Consider the following 15,310-nt stretch of genomic DNA (forward strand, 5'->3'; position numbering starts at 1 on the left):
CCATTTGGACTGCCGCAAATCAGGCAGCCCTATGCAAGCCCAATTCTCGTCCATTTCCTTCAATCTTGAACTGCTGAACCAGCCCCAGCAGGCTGTCGGCCTGGGAGGCGAGTTCGCGGCTTGCGGCCGTCGTCTCCTCGACCATCGCCGCATTGTGCTGTGTCATCTGGTCCATCTGGTTGACGGTCGCGTTGACCCCCTGCAGCGCACTCGACTGGTCGTGGCTGCCGCGGGCGATCGTCTCGACGTGGTGGCTGATCGTGACAATCTGGGTGCTGATCTTCGCAAGAACCGCGCCGGTTTCCTGAACCAGATGAGAGCCGGTGTTGACCTCGGTCGTCGACTTGTTGATGAGGACCTTGATCTCCTTGGCTGCCTTGGCGGAGCGTTGCGCTAGTTCGCGCACCTCCTGGGCAACGACAGCGAAGCCCTTGCCGGCATCGCCGGCACGGGCTGCCTCGACGCCGGCATTGAGCGCCAGCAGATTGGTCTGGAAGGCGATCTCGTCAATGACGCCGGTGATCTGCTCGATCTGGCGGGAGGCTTCTTCGATACGTCCCATGGCGTCGATCGCATTGTTGACGACGATGGCCGAGTCGTCGGCGCTGCGCTTGGCCTGGCGAACGATCTGGTCGGCATCCTTGGCACGCTCCGCCGACGAGCGAACCGTGACGGTAATCTCGTCGATGGCGGCGGCCGTTTCTTCGAGCGAAGCAGCCTGCTGTTCGGTACGTTTGGCAAGATCCTCAGCCGCCTCGGCCATCTGGTTGCCGTTGCCCTGGATCATTTCGACATTGTCGCGGATCTGGCGCATCGTCGCCTGCAGCCGCGTCAGCGAACCGTTGAAATCCTGTCGCAGCTGATCGAGCGACGGGGCGAAAGGATGCTCAATGCGATGATCCAGTTTCCCCTCGGCCAGATTCTTCAGACCGGTCGCCAGCGCCGACATGGCCACTTCCAGCTCTGCCGCGCTTCTTGCGCTTTCGGTCTCGCGCAATTGTCGCTCCTGTTCGAGCATCCCGTTGCGGTGGATCGCCTCATCCTCCATTCGCACCTTGTCGACGGCGCTTTGACGAAAGGATTCGAGCGCCCGCGCCATAATGCCGATTTCGTCGGAACGCGACACGGATCGGATCTCGATCGTCTGGTCACCGTTGTTTAGGCGGTTCATCAGGCCGGTGATGTCTTTCAAGGGTTTCGTGAGGCGGGACGAGAAGATGTAACCCACGATCCCCATGCCGAACAGCACAGCCAAGGTGGTCAGACCAGCCCATTTTGCTAGTTCATCCGCTGAGGCAAGAACCTTCGCCTTGTCTTGACCAATGACCAGAAGGTGCGGTTGCCCAAAAAGCGTGACCGGTACATAGGAATAAAAAATTAAGCCGCTGGCGGCGTCGGCGAAGAGGGAGCCACTCTTTTGGTCTCGGGCAGCCTGGACCAGCTCCGGCGCTAAGCCGCCTTCCGCGACGTTGCCGGCCCTCAATGTGCCATCGGCGCCGATAAGAAAAGCCTCGTCAACACTCCGGCCAAGCCCTTCGGGCGAAACGAGCGCCAGAAGCTTGGCTGGTGCGATCCGGATCACGACGGTGCCACGTTTGACAACAGAGCCCCAGACGACGTTGGCAAGTGGCTTAGCAAGAAAAGCCGAAACGTCGCTTTCCTCGCTTTTGAACGGTATGAACCCCGTCCGGTACACCTGATCGGCGGGCCCGGCGACGGATGAATCAAACAGCGACTTCAGGGACGCGTTCTTCGGGTCCTGAACGGTCGCCATGAACTCCGGTCCCTTGGTAACCGTGTAGACCAGCTGGCCATTGTTATCGATGACGAAGATATCGCTCAGATCGGCATTCTTCCAGGCGCTGAACAGTGGCCCATGCACCGAGCTATGCTTGACGGAATAGAGCATCTTGACCGTCGATCCGTCGAAAGCTGCTCTTTGTTCAGGAGTCTTCGACATGTCTTGGAACGCCTCGCGTACCTTCTGGTCAGACATTGCGATGGCCTTTCCGGCCTGCTCCGTCATTTCCCCGAGCGACTGGCTCTGTGCAATTTCGGTCAGCGTCTGCGCTACCCGTTCATCATAGGCTCTGAGCGCCTTCGACTGATTTGCTGCGATTGCCTCGAGGCGGATCTTGCTCGCCTCTATCAAACCGTTCTTTCCGATCTGATAGCTCAATGCCCCGACAGACGCGCAAGAAACGATTGCTGTTCCTATGATCACGGCCGCAAACTTAGCTTTGATGGACCGCATGCGGTGAAAGAGTCGCAAAGAATTGTGGGAAATCTGCATTTTGAATCCATTTCGAGTTCAAACAGTTGCAAACCATCATTGCTGATACTTCTGAAAAATCCGTTACAGATCGTATCTTCCCCACTATTTTCAATAGTTTGTACGAAACTCCCGTCGAACCTTTTTTAGGTTCTTCAATGTTGTTTTTGTGTATTCAACCTCAATTCGCCGATGATATCGCTTCAAAATTGCAACATATCCACATACGGGCGGAGCTAGGCGGGAGTTCGTCCTCACCGGAGCACGGTACTGAAATGGGTGTTTCTGTGACACGAAAGTTCACAGGACATCACATCAGCAGCGATTCGCGGGCGGGCAGGGGGCGTTTCCGGATTCTCATGCCGTGGAGATCAGTGCATTTTCGTTTGAAAGATCCGCAAACACCACATAAATACACAAATCCAAGGAAAACGTCGTGGGCTTTCCGGTTCACGGTCACCACACTTACCAACGCATCTCGCCAACCTTACCTCCAAAGATTTGCGAGATAGGTTCGCCGCTTACAGGGATTGTCAGCATCAACGTTGCTGCCGGCCCGCACCGACCCGAGGAAGAAGCTGTCAATGTCGAGCGAAGTCCGCAAGGAAGTCATTCTGGAACGGCTCGATCGTGACCAGCGTGTCAGCGTTCTCGAGCTTTCCGCGGAGTTTGGTGTCTCGGGTGAAACCATTCGGCGCGATCTGAAGGACCTAGAGGCCGAGGGGGTCGTGCGGCGTGTTCACGGTGGCGCTATACCGGCCGGGCGCACCGCAGACGTACCGATCACCGATCGAATCAGGTTTAATGCGCTCGAAAAGGATGTGGTCGCGCAGATGGCGCGCAACCTGATCAACGATGACTGTGCCATTTTTCTAGATACCGGCACCACCACTTTATCCCTTGCGCGACACCTGGTTGGCTTCAAGAAGCTACGGCTGTACACGAATTCCCTGATGGTCGCGCAAGCCGCCTGCCAGCATTTCGGCGTCCGGGTCCAGATGACACCTGGAAATCTCCGCCCGATCGAACAGGATCTGGTCGGCTACGACACACTGTCCTACATCCAGCAGTTCCACTTCGATATGGTCTTCATGGGTGTGGCGGCGATCAAGGCGGAATATGGCTTCATGGACTACGAAGAGGACGAAGCGAGAATCCGCCAAGCTCTGCTGAAGCAGACCGCCCGAAGCATCATGCTGGCCGACCATTCAAAGTGCGGCAAGACCGGCAATGTGATTACCGCCGCATTTTCCAGCGTAAACACGTTGGTTTCCGATCAGCGCCCGCCGACGGATATTCTGGCGGCGGCCAAAAGGGGCGGCCTTGAAATCATCCACGGTTGACCGTCCGCCGAAAGCATCAGGTTGGTAATATCCGCCAGCTGAAGGAGAGACGGGGTCACTCTCCGTGCAGAACGCCCATGATTTGAGTGTGAAGCGCGGCATTTGCAGCAGCGACGATCCCGCCGCCCTGCTCGGCGGGCCTACCATCCCAGTCGGTCACAACGCCGCCCGCCTGTTCAATGATCGGGATCAGGGCAACAATGTCGTAGGGATAGAGGCCCGCTTCAACGACGCAGTCGATCTGGCCTGCCGCAAGCATGCAATAGGCATAGCAATCGGTTCCGTAGCGGGCGAGCCGAACCTGTTTTTCGAGCCGGTCGTAGCTGGCTCTGCGATCAGGTTCGAAGATGGCCGGCGTCGTCGTGAACAGGGTCGCATCGGCCAGGTTTTGCGTCGAAGTTGTCGAAAGCCGCACTCCAGCTTCGGCACGTGGTCCTTCGTAAAAAGCGCCATTGCCGGCTGCATAAAACAATTCGCCGATAAAAGGCTGCGCCATCATGCCGGCGACGGCTTGGCCGTTCTCCGTCAGTCCAACAAGAGTCCCCCAAAGTGGAATACCGGAGATAAAGGATCGTGTTCCGTCGATCGGGTCAATGACCCAGACATAGCCGGCATCCGCCCCTTCATTACCGAACTCTTCGCCCAAAATACCGTGGCCAGGATATTCAGCCCGAACGAGATCCCGAATGGCTCTTTCCGTTTCCCGGTCGGCTTCGGTAACCGGATCGAACCCACCTGCGGCCTTGTTGACAACTGCGCCTGGCAGTCGAAACCGCGGCAATGCCTCACGCGCAGCTACAGCCGCCAAGCGGCGAAAAAAATCAGGCGAGACCAGGTTTTCGTTGGTTTGAATGTGCATGTGTCAGACCGCCTTCAGCCACTGCGACCATAGCGGATTGTTCATCACGAAACGTGCCCGCATATGTTTCCAGAATCCATATTTGAAAAAGTCGAAATCCAGACGTGAGACTTCGTTCTGCACCATGGCCCAAGTCGCCCATTTGAGGTCGACGAGCGCCTTGAATAGCGAGATCCGCGCCAGGATACTCGGGTCCGCCCGACCATAATATTCCTCGATCAGTTCCTTCTCAATCTCGGGCGAGAAGCACATCTCGCAGAACCAGAGCGCCAGTTCGGCGGCGCGATCATTGGTGGACGCGTATTCGAAATCGACGAGCATGACCCGGCGATCGGAATGGAGGAGGAAATTGCCGGCCAGCGTATCGTTCATGCACGGCGCCAGATCGAGACCTGACGCCTCCAGTGCGCTGCGCGCCTCGCGATAGCGCGCATTCATCCAGCTGAAGTTGCTCGGAAACTCGCCGCCCAGATCTAGAGCCTGCTGGAAATGTTCGTCGATCATATCGAAGGTCGTCTTTTGCTGCGAAAGCGGCGCGGTGTCGTTAAAGGCCTTCAGCGCGCGAAGACCATTCAGGCGTATGACCGGATCCAGAAAGTCGGCATTGGTCGATGTTCTCAGCCCTTCGACGAATTCACTCACCTCGACCCCGGTTTCGGGGAAGAAGTCGATGATCCGAGCCCCGACGCCGGCTTCGTGCGCCTTGCGCCCAGCTTCGTTCGCGGTTCTTCGGTCGATGAACATTTCGGTTCCGGCGCCAGGAATCTTCACGAAGAAACTGTGTGGCGCACCGAAGACGTAGACGCGCCAATTGGGGTTGCTGATGCCGCCGGGCACCGGTTCGTAGGAAACATCGAGGTCCCGCCAATCCGCGACGGCTGCGATCGCCTGCTCGATCGCCCGTTCCGCCTGCGATGCGCCTTCGCCTAATCTGCGTCTCATCGCTTTCTCCGTCAGACCTGTTTCAGCCATGTCTCGAAGCGTGGTCCTTCGATGACTGTGCGGGCTCTCAAAAGCCGCCATTCGGCATATTTGAAGAATTCAACATGCTTGCGTGGCGAGTGGGCGGCATTGATGAAGCCCCAAAGCGCCCACATGAGATCGTCGGCCGCACCGTAGAGACGGGCGCGCGCCAGCACACCGGCATCCGGCTTTCCGGTTGCGATCTCGATCGCCAGCAGCGCCTCACCATCGAAGGGGAGGAGTTCGGCCAGCACGGTTCCGATATCGTACGCGGGGTCCGCCTGGCGCGCCCACTCGAAATCGACCAGCCGAACCCCGTCGTCCGGCCCGACCATGACGTTCGACGAGACGCCGTCCGCATGGCATGGGACCGTATCGACACCCGCGGCGGCGATGGCGCCGGCAATCCGCTGGACGGCAGCCGAGACGGTGAATACCGGTGCTGGCAGGATGACACACGGTTCTTCGGCAACTTGCCGGTAGGCGGCAACGAGATCGAAAACACTGCGCGCTTCCGCAAGCGGTTGGGCTTTCTGGAAGGTGCGTTTCGCCGTCAGAAGATTTTCGAGAACCCGCGGGCGGCGAAGGACATCGGCATGGCCCCAGGCCCATTCCTCATCAAGCGCCTCGAACACCAGTACGCCGTTGGAGGGATCTGCATGGATGAGACGCGGGGCAATGCCCAGTTCGCCCGCCTTGCGGCTGGCCTCCGCAACGCAATCCAGTGCGATAAATTGGGACATGTCATCGTGGAAACGTTTGACGAAAACCCGCGGCTGATCGGCCTTGCTTGCAAAAAAGCAGAGATTTTCGACAGCGCGGTGAATGGGCGATACCACTCCGCCAATCGGACCTGAGAGGGTGGCGCCCGAAAGGCCGACCGCTTCGAGCGCAGTCTGAATTGTAGCATCATCCTGCATGGAGCCCTCCTTCAACGAGATGGCGAAGTGTGGTCGTCAGCACCGTCAGACCAGCTTGCACGTCGTCCGGCTCGGTCAGCTCGTCGGGATGATGGGCAATGCCATCCACGCTCGGAATGAAGATCAGGGCGGACGGTATGCCACTGTTTTGCAGGGCAACGGCATCATGGCCTGCGACGGAACGCATGGTCAACGGCTCGAAACCGCAAGAGCGGGCCGCCCGGCCGACAAGCGCCATCAGCCCGCCATCCATGCTGGCAGGGTCCCGCAAAGTATCGGTGACGATTTCCAGCTGCGTGACCGTATCGGCGGCCGCCTTTTGAAGCGCGGCAAGTGCGAGCTCGCCGGCTGCGTCCAGTTCCGACACGTCGGGCCCCCTCAGTTCGAACCAGACAGTCGCTCGGTCGACCACAACGTTCGGCGAGTTGGGCTCGACCACGAGGCGCGCCGCCGATCGATGGAGGTGGGGATAGCTTGCGGCGACGACCGCTTCGAAGGCGGCAATCCCTCGCGCGGCGGCGAGAAGTGCATCGCGGCGATCGGCCATCGGGGTCGGGCCGGTGTGCGCTGCTCGACCGATCCAGCGCACGGTCGACTTGCGCGCCGCCCAGGTTCCTTCGACGATCCCGATACGTCGGCCCGCTTCGAGCAGTTTCCGTCCCTGCTCGACATGCAGCTCGACATAGGCCGCGGGGGAGGGAGGAACTATCCCGCTTTCGCCGTTGATACCGACCGCCGCGAGCGCGTCCTTAAGGGATATGCCGTCCCCGTCGCGCAGTTCAAGTGCATCACCGAGTGCGAGAGCGCCGGAGAAGACGGCGCTGCCGGTGAGGCTCGGTTGATAGCGAGCACCTTCCTCGTTCGTCCAGTTGACGACCGCGAGATTATAGTGCGGTTTGCACCGTCCACGTTGAACCTCCGCGTGAATATCTAGCGCAGCTTGTCCTGCTGTCAGCACACCAAGTGTACCGTCGAAACGGCCGCCTCGCGGCTGGGTGTCGAGATGCGAGCCTGCAAAAATCCAGGGGGCATCCCGACCGGCCCATTCGAAGCAGGCAAACTGGTTGCCAATTGCATCATGCGTGATGTGCGCGGTCGCTTGCTCCATCCAAACGGCAAAAACGCCTCGCGCCATGCCGTCCTCGGCGGTTGCCGCTAAACGTGTCACGCCTGCTCCAGGCTCGGCGCCGATAGCAGAGATCCGGTCGAAGATCGCATCGAAATCGTTTCGCGGGATTGTCCCTGCATCAAGCATGAATGATCTCCATTTCTTCAGCCCGAACGGCGCCAAGGATATCTTCCGGCGGACGCCGGTCTGTAACGAGCGTGCCGATTTCTTCGAATGGAGCGGTGATCACATTGCCGACCCTTCCAAACTTGGAATGATCGGCCAGCATGACGCTTCGTGACGATCTTCTGATCAGGATCTGGCGAATTCGCGCCTCGTCCTCTTCATAGTCCATGAACCCATATTCCACATTGATTGCCGCCGCACCCATAAAGACCATGTCGAAGTGGAACTGCTGGATGTAAGAGAGCGTGTCGTAACCCACCAGATCCTGTTCGATCGGCCGCAGATTTCCGGGCGTCACGTGCACGCTCACGCCGAAATGCTGGCAGGCCGCTTGCGCGATCATCAGGGAATTCGTGTAGAGCCGCAGCTTCTTGAAGCCGATCAGCCGGCGAGCAAGCGCAAGCGTCGTCGTGCCCGTATCGAGGAAGATCACACAGTCGTCATTGATCAGGTTACGCGCCACGCCGGCGACCGCATCCTTTTCGACCGAGTTGAGCTTGATGCGCTCGGTGATCGGCGTGTCGGCCGTTCGACCTGCTGGAATTGCGCCGCCATGCACGCGCCGCACGGCACCTTCTGCTTCGAGGTTCTTCAGATCGCGGCGAATGGTTTCACCCGAAACACCGAATTCGGCAGAAAGTTCGACGACGCTGACGCGCTGGTCACGGCCGAGGCGCTCCAGGATGATCTCCTTGCGGATCTCACTGGACATGGACCGCCTCGTCCTCGTGCCGATGCAGGCAGGCTGCGTAATTCCCGCCCTCGCCCCCCTGGAGCATCGGATCGGTATTTGCGCAATCGGTCTGCGCGCGCGGGCAGCGGGAGCGGAACGAGCAGCCGACAGGAAGATGAATAGGACTTGGCGGCTCGCCGTCCAGGAGGTATTCCGCGCCCGGGAAACGGTTTTCCTCCAACGTTGGCATGGCGCTGAGCAGCGCCCGCGTGTACGGGTGGTGGGGATGTTCGAAAAGGGTTCTGTTGTCCGCCAGTTCGACGATGCGCCCAAGATACATGACCGCAACGCGGTGACAGATCCGACGGACCAGCGCGAGGTCGTGAGATATGAAAATATACGAAAACCCGTGCGCCGCCTGAAGCCGTTTGAAGAGATCGAGAAGCTCGGCCTGCTCGACCTGGTCGAGCGCCGACAAGGTCTCGTCGAGGATCAAAAGGCGCGGCTTGAGCACCAGCGCCCGGGCAATGTTGATGCGCTGGCGCTGACCGGCGCTAAGGCCCACCGGCAATCGATCGGCAAGTTCCGCATGAAGACCCACTTCGCGCATGGCCTCCCGTGCGCGTTGCTCCGCATCGCGGCGGCCGACCCCGTGGATCAGAAGCGGCTCTTCGATCATGCGGATGATCGACATCCCCGCCGGCAGCGATCCGTAGGGATCCTGCAACAGCAGTTGGAACGATTTGCGCATCTCGGTCAACGAGCGAGCAGAGAGACTCGAGAGGTCTTTTCCGAGGAACGCAATGCGCCCGACGTTCGGCTGTTCGAGCCACGCAAGCAGGCGGGTAAGCGTGGATTTGCCGCAACCGCTTTCACCGACAATGCCAAAATTTTCACCTGCATTGACGGTAAAGGACACGTCTCGTACGGCCTTGACTTCGTTGAAGGCATTGAACGCATCGCGCCGGCGTACGCTATAGGTTCGTGTTGCATTCTCGACGGTCAGGACAGCCTCACCGTCTTTTGCCTCCGGTGCCGATACGTTCTTCCATATCGATGGAATGCGGGAAAGTAGTGCGCGCGTATAGGCTTGCTGCGGATTGGCAGTAATATCAGTAGTCTTGCCCTGTTCGACGATGCGGCCACCTTGCATAACCAGCGTCCGCTCGGCGATCTGTGACACCACGGGCAACGACGAAGAGATAAACAGGAATGCCGTATCGAGACTTTCCCTGAGATTGTCGATGAGCCTGATAATCTGGGCAGCGACCGTAACGTCGAGCGGCTGCGTAATATTGTCCGCAATAACAAGCGATGGCTCGGAAACGAGCGCATCGACGATCATTACACGCTGCATCATGCCGCCGGAGAATTGGAAAGGTGCCTCATGAAAACGAGAGCGCGGCGATGGAATATGCACCCGGCCAAGTAGATCGAGAACCTTTTCCTTAGCTTCCGCCTTACCGATATCAGGCCGGACAGATCGAAGCTTCTCGATGATCTGATGGCCGATTGGCAGCCGCGGATCGAGCGAACCCATGGGGTTTGCACCAATGAAGCCAATGCGGTTCCCTCTGATCGACCTGAGCCCCCGGGCATCCAGCGAGAGGACATCTTTTCCTTCGAAGATCACCTTCCCCGAAGAGACTTCCAATGGTGCGCGAATGGAGTTCACCATTGCGCGCGCAAGCACCGACTTGCCCGATCCGGCCTCGCCGACAAGGCCGAGAACTTCGCCTGGCTGGAGGGCAAAGCCCACATTGTCGACGATGCGCCGTTTGCTGCTATCCCGCAGGAGATCGACTGAGAGACTGGAGACAGTGAGAATTGGATCACTCATTTACGCATCCCCTCTCAGAACCGCATTGCGCGCGCGTTCCAATGCTGAACCCATCAGATTCAGACAAGTCAGCGATATCAGCATGAATAGGCCGGGCATCGTCGCGATCCACCATGCGTTCAGCAAATACTTTCGTGAATCCGCAATCACGTTCCCGAATGTCGGTGTCGGCGGCTGAACCCCGAGACCGAGAAAGCCCAGGATCGACTCGAAGATCATCATGCGGGCGATGTCGAGAACCGCAACGAACGCGATCGGCGGAAGCACAACGGGAGCCACGAAGAGGAGCATGATTCGAAGATCGGACGCGCCGAGCACACGCTCGCCGAGAACGTAACCACGGCTGCGTTCCCCGAGAGCAACTGAACGGGCGACACGCGCATAGAGCGGCCATCCTGAAAGACCAAGCACGAGGATAATCGCAGGCACTGTTGGGCGGGACACACCGAGGATGGTGATGGCAAGAATGATCATGGGAATTGAGAGCTGAGCATCGGTCAGCCGCATGATGACCGTATCAAGCCAACCGCCACGAAAACCAGCAAGAAGACCGAGACTGCAGCCTACGATGAACATGAGGATCACGGTCGTCGCACCGATGAACAGCGAATAACACAGTCCGACGAGACAGCGCATGAGGACGTCGCGGCCGAGCTGATCGGTACCGAGCACGTACGGCCATTGCCAGCCTTCGGAAGGGAATGGTGGGACAAACTTGTGGTTGTACGCCATCTTGAGCGGATCAACCGAACTGATAAATGGCAGGAGAATCGCAAGTCCAAGCAGCAATCCGAAGCCAATGAGGCCAATGCGAAAGTCGAGGCGCGCCACGGCAATCTGCAACATGCGCCGGGTCGGTGTGGTGCCTCGCTTGACGATGGTGCGCTCGCCGGCGCTCTGTTCTACGATATCGGTCATCTTAATATTCCAGTCTCGGATCGATAGTCATCGCGATAAGATCGACCAGGATGTTGATCACCACGAACATCACGGAAATGAAAATCGCGACGCCCTGTATGAGCGGAAAGTCGCGCTGTTGAACGGCATTGATCGTCAAGAGCCCCAAGCCTGGATAGTCAAAGATGAACTCGACCACCAAAACGCCGCCCAGAAGCATGCCGAGCTGTACGCCGAGCAGGTTGATCAGCGGGACAGCCGAGTTGCCAAGCACATGCGAGAAGATGGTGCGTCCACGGCTGAGTCCTCTCACCGGGGCAAGCTGAATGAAGTCCTCGCGCAACACCTGCGCAACAGAAACGGTCAGCGTACGCAGGATGAACGGCGCAATCTCCACCGCCAGCACGATTGCCGGAAGAATGGTGTACTCGAAGCCCTTATAGCCGATCGCAGGCAGTACCCTGAGCTTCACCGACAGAAAAAGCGTCAGAACAATGCCAAGCCAGAAATTCGGCGTCGAGACGAAGATCGACCCCAATGCGAGGGCGAGCTTGTCAGGCCAGCGGCCCTGATACAGCCCGCCGGCGAGGCCGAGTGGAACAGCAACAAGCAAGGCGATGACCAATGCGACGGCAGCGAGCTGCAGGGTCATTGGCAATGTATCGAGAATAAGGTCGAGAACTTTCGCCCGCTCTTCCCGTGTCGGGTCGTTATAGGCCGAACCGGCCAGGCTTGCACCGCTCTTCGGCCTGACGAACGACGTGCCTAGATCACCGGTCGCCAAATGGCCAAGATAGGATACAAATTGCAGCGGTATGGCCCGATCAAGACCAAGTTCCTTTGCCTTCATCGCCACCACCGCATCGGGGGCCATGCCGCCCACGATAAGGCGCGCGGGGTCACCCGGCACCACACGCAACAACGTGAAGATGATGAATATCACGAGAAGGATGATCAGGCTTCCCTGCAAAAGCCGTCTCAACAGGAATGATAGAAGAAACATGAACTTACCCTAGTCTATCGGGGCCAAGGCGGCCGCTGCGAGGCAGCGGCCGCAGCGCTGGATCAGGCCAATGTCGCCTTATTGGCGTCCATCATACCATTCGGATAGATGTACAGACCACTTAAGCCATCACGCATGCCGTGGATGAAGACTGACGTGAAGAGAGAGAACGAAGGCGTCTTGGTCGCCAGCAACGGCATCAGCTCGGTCTGAATGACCGTCTTGCGCTCCTCGGGCTTCGAGGCGTTGCGCTCCTTATCGAGGGCAGCATCGATTTCCGGATCCTGGATGCCGCAGATGCGGTGCGTCGTCGAGTGGAAATGCGTGCGCAGCACGAGGTCCGGCTCCGGCGAACCGGTCGACCAGCCGCAGTCGATCATATGGCCAGGCCCGCCGCCGGGACGATCGTAGAGCGCGTCGCCCCAGGCCGCGACTTCCATGACGTTGAGTTTTACCGGGAAGCCTTGTTCCTGAAGCATGGCCGTGATGGCCTCGGCATATTCCTTCGTCTTCGGGTAGAAGCCCACCGATGTGATATATTCGAGTTCGGGCAGTCCTTCGCCCTTCGGGAAACCGGCTTCCGCCAAAAGCTTCTGGCACTGGTCCGGGTCGTACTTTGGATAGTTCGGGATATCGACATAGCCGAACTTGACCGGAGACACATAGCAGTTCGAGGCATGGCCAGAAACGCCGAGAATATCGTCGATCACCGATCGGTCGATCGCGTGGCAGACGGCGCGACGCAGTCTCCAGTCGTTGAAGGGCGGCTTCGAGCAACGGAACCAGAGATACTTGTTTTCGACCGAGATCGCCTTGTGAAGCTGGAAGCCTCCGGTCTTTTCGATCGTTTCGACCTGTTCCGCTTCAAGGCGTTCGATAAGGTCGGCTTCGCCGTTCAACAGTGCCAGTGTCCGGGTCGTCGCGTCGCCGACAAAGCTGAAATTGATGCCGGGAATCGTCGGCTTGCCGAGGTAGAAATTGTCGAAGGCCTCGAGGACGGTCGTGTTGCCGTCCTGTTTGACGAACTTGAATCCACCGGTGCCGTTCGGTCTGGCAGATAGCGTCTTGGGGTCGGCAACGTCCTTTGCCGACATGATCGGCAGAAACGAAGAAAGGAACCAGAAAAGGCTTGCGGGGTAGCCGGCCTTGTCGGTTTTGACCCGCGCGACGTAATCGCTGACGACTTCGACTTCACATGGACCGGGATACCAAGCAGCCGGCCGGTCCGGGCGACTGGCATATTCGAACGTCGCCTTGACGTCTTCGGCGCTGAACGGCTTGCCGTCGTGGAAGGTGACGCCTTCGCGCAGCTTGAATTCGAGCGTGTGCTCGTCGACCAGCTTCATCTCGGTCGCCAGTTCCATGACGAGTTCGTCAGGTTTTTCCGGCGTCATCGGTGCGCGGGTCAGATAGCCGAACACAAAGCTTTCAAGGTTGATCTGCGCCAGCGTCGTGTGAGACGAGGGGTCCCAGTTGCCGGTCAGAGTTTCGGCCGAGAGAAATTTAAGAACCTTGTTTTCCGCGGCATTGGCCGGATTGACCAGGAACTTGGTATTGAGAACAGGCATGCCGAGCGCGATGCCCGCAAGCGCCGAACTCTTTAAGAGCGATCTTCTATTGAACTCCATGACGACATCTCCACAGTTGATTTGCTGGGCGTTCCCCACCCCATCTTGTCGCCAGCAACGACAAGCGGAGGATTGTTGTTTTTGAAAATATGGTCTTCGGCCTGCTGGCAAAACGCCATGACAAGCGCATCGGCATGACGGCGGCCGACGACCTGCAGGCCAACGGGCAGTCCGTTGACGGTCAGGCCGCAAGGCAGCGAGGCTGCCGGGTTGCCTGAAAGATTGAAGGGATATGTAAAGGGCGTCCAGCCCGTCCAAGCGAGGACTTTCGAGGGCGACTGGAATCCTTCGGGCGCCTCCCGGTCAGCCGAAAACGGCTCGACCGGGATGGTTGGCAAGAGGAGCAGGTCAATGTCTTCGAAGAGTGCGTGCACGTGACCAGCAAATTCCGCGCGCGCTTTCGCGGCCGAGAGATAATCATTGAGATTGTAGCCCGCCGAAGCTTCGACAAGGGCGCGGAAACCGCTGCCGAAATCGGACAGGTCGGACTGGGAGCCATAGGCGACGCCCCGGCCGGCAACCCAGAGAGTTTCAAAGATACGGATCGGGTCTTCCCAGTCCGGGGAAACCGAACGAACTTCGATCGTGAGTGCCTGCGTGAGCGCATCGACTGCTTCGCGCACGACCCGATCGATTTCCGGCGCGACTTCGAACCCAAAGAGGCTTGGAGCAAAACCAATCCGCAGCGACTTTGTCGATCGCGTTTCGGTGTAATCGGCTTCGTCGTCCGGCAGCGCCTGATGATCTCGCGGATCGGGCCCCTTGGCGATATTGAACAAGAAAGCGCTATCCTTTGCCGAGACGCTCATCGGGCCGGCGTGGGACAACATCTCCGTTGCGCTCCAGGGCCAGGCCGGAACGCGCCCCAACGAGCCCTTCATGGCGAACACACCGCAGAATGCCGCCGGGATGCGCACGGAACCACCACCGTCGGACCCCAATGTGAAGGGAACCATCCGAGCCGCGAGCGCAGCACCCGAACCGGAGCTCGAACCACCACTGGTGAGCTTAGGGTCCCAGGGATTGCGTGTCGGACCATAGAATTCGGAAAAGCCGGAACCGGACCACCCCATTTCGGTGGTCGTCGTCTTCCCGATGATAATAGATCCGGCGTCAATCATCCGCTGGACGATCGGCGCCGTCGCCTTGGGAGCGAAATCCTTGTAGGCACGAGATCCGCGCTGGCAGAGCTGCCCTTCGACGAAGAAGAGATCTTTGACGCCCATCGGGATACCGTGGAGAGGACCACGGAACCGACCTTCGGCCGCTTCACGATCGCAGGCTCGCGCCTCGTCAAGAGCCTGTTCTTCAAACACCTGACTGAAAGCATTGACGATGGGGTTCAGCCGCGCGATGCGCGCCAGGCATTCCTTAACGAGCGCTTCGGACGTGAGCTTGCCGGAAGCAATTGCTGAGCTGAGCGAAAGAACTGAAAAATCCACGATTGCGATCTCCTTGGAATGTGGATTTATGTGGACTTGTTGCATTTGTCAACACGATCGATGAGTGCTTTCGAATTTTTGCGGCCGGAAAAATCGTCACGTGGGTCATCCCAGCACACAGCAGGAGCATCGGCATAAGAAATCGAATTGGGCACGCACCGCGCAGGATTGCCTCA

At 58.7% G+C, this 15,310-nt stretch carries 11 protein-coding genes and 1 pseudogene; 1 reads left to right on the forward strand and 11 read right to left on the reverse strand.

Features of this window, described 5'->3' with window-relative positions; genetic code table 11:
- Positions 1-19: 19 nt before the first annotated feature.
- A pseudogene (locus tag RRH01S_RS35250) lies at positions 20-1,255 on the reverse strand (methyl-accepting chemotaxis protein); the annotation flags it as partial.
- A gap of 1,601 nt (positions 1,256-2,856) precedes the next feature.
- Here RRH01S_RS35250 and RRH01S_RS24710 point away from each other — a divergent pair.
- Positions 2,857-3,615 (forward strand): DeoR/GlpR family DNA-binding transcription regulator, encoded by a 759-nt coding sequence (locus RRH01S_RS24710; protein ID WP_042474637.1) that lies wholly within the window; start codon positions 2,857-2,859, stop codon positions 3,613-3,615.
- A 55-nt stretch (positions 3,616-3,670) separates the two neighbouring features.
- Here the strand turns inward: RRH01S_RS24710 and hisN are convergent, their stop codons facing one another.
- From hisN to RRH01S_RS24760, 10 genes are all read right to left on the reverse strand, one after another.
- Complete coding sequence (gene hisN, locus RRH01S_RS24715) at positions 3,671-4,474, reverse strand: histidinol-phosphatase (protein ID WP_042474640.1); 804 nt, start codon at positions 4,472-4,474, stop codon at positions 3,671-3,673.
- A gap of 3 nt (positions 4,475-4,477) precedes the next feature.
- Entirely contained in the window at positions 4,478-5,416 is a 939-nt protein-coding gene (locus tag RRH01S_RS24720; RefSeq protein ID WP_042474642.1) for a choline kinase family protein, read from the reverse strand.
- An 11-nt stretch (positions 5,417-5,427) separates the two neighbouring features.
- Positions 5,428-6,357 (reverse strand): phosphotransferase, encoded by a 930-nt coding sequence (locus RRH01S_RS24725; RefSeq protein ID WP_042474645.1) that lies wholly within the window; start codon positions 6,355-6,357, stop codon positions 5,428-5,430.
- Positions 6,347-7,612 (reverse strand): Zn-dependent hydrolase, encoded by a 1,266-nt coding sequence (locus RRH01S_RS24730; RefSeq protein WP_042474649.1) that lies wholly within the window; start codon positions 7,610-7,612, stop codon positions 6,347-6,349. The genes RRH01S_RS24725 and RRH01S_RS24730 overlap by 11 nt, the downstream gene beginning before the upstream one ends.
- Entirely contained in the window at positions 7,605-8,363 is a 759-nt protein-coding gene (locus tag RRH01S_RS24735) for a DeoR/GlpR family DNA-binding transcription regulator (RefSeq protein WP_042474652.1), read from the reverse strand. The genes RRH01S_RS24730 and RRH01S_RS24735 overlap by 8 nt, the downstream gene beginning before the upstream one ends.
- On the reverse strand, positions 8,353-10,164 hold the full coding sequence (locus RRH01S_RS24740; protein WP_042474655.1) for a dipeptide ABC transporter ATP-binding protein: 1,812 nt from the start codon (positions 10,162-10,164) through the stop codon (positions 8,353-8,355). The genes RRH01S_RS24735 and RRH01S_RS24740 overlap by 11 nt, the downstream gene beginning before the upstream one ends.
- On the reverse strand, positions 10,165-11,082 hold the full coding sequence (locus tag RRH01S_RS24745; protein ID WP_080705456.1) for an ABC transporter permease: 918 nt from the start codon (positions 11,080-11,082) through the stop codon (positions 10,165-10,167).
- 1 nt (position 11,083) lies between these two features.
- Positions 11,084-12,064, reverse strand: a complete 981-nt coding sequence (locus tag RRH01S_RS24750) for an ABC transporter permease (protein ID WP_042474658.1) — start codon at positions 12,062-12,064, stop codon at positions 11,084-11,086.
- Positions 12,065-12,126: 62 nt separating this feature from the next.
- The gene (locus RRH01S_RS24755) at positions 12,127-13,692 is read right to left on the reverse strand and encodes an ABC transporter substrate-binding protein (protein ID WP_042474661.1); all 1,566 of its coding nucleotides are present in this window, start codon (positions 13,690-13,692) and stop codon (positions 12,127-12,129) included.
- Complete coding sequence (locus RRH01S_RS24760; RefSeq protein ID WP_202034318.1) at positions 13,665-15,134, reverse strand: amidase; 1,470 nt, start codon at positions 15,132-15,134, stop codon at positions 13,665-13,667. The genes RRH01S_RS24755 and RRH01S_RS24760 overlap by 28 nt, the downstream gene beginning before the upstream one ends.
- Between the last annotated feature and the right edge of the window lie 176 nt (positions 15,135-15,310).

This window comes from Rhizobium rhizogenes NBRC 13257, assembly GCF_000696095.1.
Classification (GTDB): Bacteria; Pseudomonadota; Alphaproteobacteria; order Rhizobiales; family Rhizobiaceae; genus Rhizobium; species Rhizobium rhizogenes.

What these genes read in the sequence shown, in the direction of transcription:
- RRH01S_RS24710 (WP_042474637.1), top strand. Translation starts at nt 2,857, where the DNA reads ATGTCGAGCGAAGTCCGCAAGGAAGTCATTCTGGAACGGCTCGATCGT.
- hisN (WP_042474640.1), bottom strand. Translation starts at nt 4,474, where the DNA reads ATGCACATTCAAACCAACGAAAACCTGGTCTCGCCTGATTTTTTTCGC.
- RRH01S_RS24720 (WP_042474642.1), bottom strand. Translation starts at nt 5,416, where the DNA reads ATGAGACGCAGATTAGGCGAAGGCGCATCGCAGGCGGAACGGGCGATC.
- RRH01S_RS24725 (WP_042474645.1), bottom strand. Translation starts at nt 6,357, where the DNA reads ATGCAGGATGATGCTACAATTCAGACTGCGCTCGAAGCGGTCGGCCTT.
- RRH01S_RS24730 (WP_042474649.1), bottom strand. Translation starts at nt 7,612, where the DNA reads ATGCTTGATGCAGGGACAATCCCGCGAAACGATTTCGATGCGATCTTC.
- RRH01S_RS24735 (WP_042474652.1), bottom strand. Translation starts at nt 8,363, where the DNA reads ATGTCCAGTGAGATCCGCAAGGAGATCATCCTGGAGCGCCTCGGCCGT.
- RRH01S_RS24740 (WP_042474655.1), bottom strand. Translation starts at nt 10,164, where the DNA reads ATGAGTGATCCAATTCTCACTGTCTCCAGTCTCTCAGTCGATCTCCTG.
- RRH01S_RS24745 (WP_080705456.1), bottom strand. Translation starts at nt 11,082, where the DNA reads ATGACCGATATCGTAGAACAGAGCGCCGGCGAGCGCACCATCGTCAAG.
- RRH01S_RS24750 (WP_042474658.1), bottom strand. Translation starts at nt 12,064, where the DNA reads ATGTTTCTTCTATCATTCCTGTTGAGACGGCTTTTGCAGGGAAGCCTG.
- RRH01S_RS24755 (WP_042474661.1), bottom strand. Translation starts at nt 13,692, where the DNA reads ATGGAGTTCAATAGAAGATCGCTCTTAAAGAGTTCGGCGCTTGCGGGC.